At 74.2% G+C, this 1816-nt stretch carries 2 protein-coding genes; one reads left to right on the top strand and one right to left on the bottom strand.

Annotation, left to right across the window (positions count from 1 at the left end; all coding sequences use genetic code 11):
* The first annotated feature begins 849 nt into the window (after positions 1-849).
* A complete protein-coding gene (locus CNO22_RS26910) occupies positions 850-1131 on the top strand; it encodes a hypothetical protein (protein WP_100502280.1) in 282 nt (93 codons plus the stop codon).
* 27 nt (positions 1132-1158) lie between these two features.
* Here the strand turns inward: CNO22_RS26910 and CNO22_RS26905 are convergent, their stop codons facing one another.
* Positions 1159-1665 carry a nucleotidyl cyclase domain-containing protein gene (locus CNO22_RS26905; protein ID WP_100502279.1) on the bottom strand — a complete coding sequence of 169 codons (507 nt, stop codon included), beginning with the start codon at positions 1663-1665 and terminating at the stop codon, positions 1159-1161.
* Positions 1666-1816 lie beyond the last annotated feature (151 nt).

Genomic DNA, 1816 nt, shown 5'->3' with positions numbered 1-1816 from the left:
ATAAGACTGCATCCGCAGTCGAGTACGGTTCCGTGGGCTCGGGAAGTGTTATGAGAGACATGAGGACGCCGGCGACACCAGCGACCCCGCCCCTGAGCACCGGCCGGCGGGCCCGTGTTCGGCTCGGGGGCTCCTGGCTGTGGCGCCGGCCGCTGCTCAGGGGCGGGGTCGCTGGTGTCGCCGGCGTCCTCAGAGCTCCCTTCCGCAGACCGGCCGGATGAGGAGGCTTCCCCCGACGAGTCGTCACTCCGCAACGGTGGCGCGGCGTGGGCTGCACTCCCCAGGGCCACGAGCACCAGCCAGGCGACCCCCAGCAACAGAACGCCGAGGAGCACGCGGCGGCGCCGACACCTCCTGGACGCGGCGCACCGATGGCAGCCGTTGGCGCCGATCATCCACGGCAACACGTCTGTGCCGGACGACCGCGCGAGGCTGCCGCGGATCCCCAAGACCTCTCCTCGGTCCTCGACGGAGCGTCATGAGGCCGGCGTCTGCTCGACGTCGTGGTTCATGTCGCCGGGTGACGGGGACCCTCCGTCGCGTGCGCGATGCTGGCAACCCCCGTCAGTCCGCTGGACGACACCCCTCGGCGTTGTCTCACAGAGGGTGAATGCAGCGGGCTGTCAGTATCGGAACGGCTCCGCAGTCTTACGGCCCTCACCGCGAGCACGGGTGGCTGCGCAACGCTCGCCCCGCGGTGCAGTTCACGGCGACTTCGTTCTCGGGGTGGCGAAGACCAACTCGACGAGAGCGTTGCCCATCTGCTGGTCCGGATGGGCCGTTGTGGCGGGGCTCGCCCAGGGCTGAGCGGGTGCGTCCGCCAGGGCTGTGGACGACGAAGGAGGGGACGTGGGGATCTTCGTTCTCGTGGTGCCGGTGCTGCTGGTCGTCGTCCTCGGCTACGCGGTCGGGTACACGGCGTGGGAGGCGGCCGGGCTCGGGGGCGACCCGGAGGTGGTCGGCTGGCTGACCGGGCTGGCACTGCTGGCGGCGGTGTCGTGGCTGCTGGTGTCACGGCGGGCGCGGCTCAGGCGGGCGCTGCGGCGGGCACGGGCGCGGGGGGACGACGCGGAGTCCGCCCGGCTGCGGGCGGAGCTGGCCCGGCGGCGCCGGGGAGGAGCTGAGGCGTGACGTCCGCGCCGTTGCGGACGCCACGGGTCAACGGGTGCCGCGGTAGCGGATGACGTGGCCGGCGCCCTGCGAGCGGGCGGTGTGCAGAGACAGGGCGGCGCGGCGCATCGTCTCGGCGGCGGTGGTGCCCTCCTCGAGGGCGGCGATGCCGGCGCAGGCGCCCAGGCCCGGGACGCCCAGCTCGGTGATCCAGGCGGCCAGCCGGGTGGCGGCGACCTCGGCGTCCCCGGCGCTGCCCGAGACCAGGACGGCGAACTCGTCGGGGCCCGAGCGGCCGAGCCAGTCGTCGCCGCGCAGCGAGCGCGCCACGACCGAGGTGGCGGCGGCGAGGCTGTTGACCGCGGTCGGCCAGGAGTCGTCGCGCCGGAGCAGCCCCAGGACGATCAGCGCCCCGGGGACGTCGGGGACCGCGGCCAGACGCTCGGCGAGGTGCGCCGAGACGCAGTTGGGGCCGGGCAGCAGGCTGGTGACGTCGTCCTCGGGCGGGAGGAGCGCGGAGACCGGCAGCGAGACCGAGAGCGGGTTGTGCGCCATGGGCATGACCCCCTGATCGGTACCGGTCCCGTTCCGCTGGAGACGTCCCACCCGGACGGGTGGGAGGGAGGGGCGTCCCAGCCCGTGACCCCTGGTGGCGGGGCGGTCGCGGAGCCGGGACCTCCGTCCCGGCGGGCGACACGTCCGGACC

It is taken from the genome of Geodermatophilus chilensis (genome assembly GCF_002802985.1).
GTDB lineage: Bacteria > Actinomycetota > Actinomycetes > Mycobacteriales > Geodermatophilaceae > Geodermatophilus > Geodermatophilus chilensis.
This window is presented reverse-complemented; position numbering and strand designations above follow the sequence as displayed.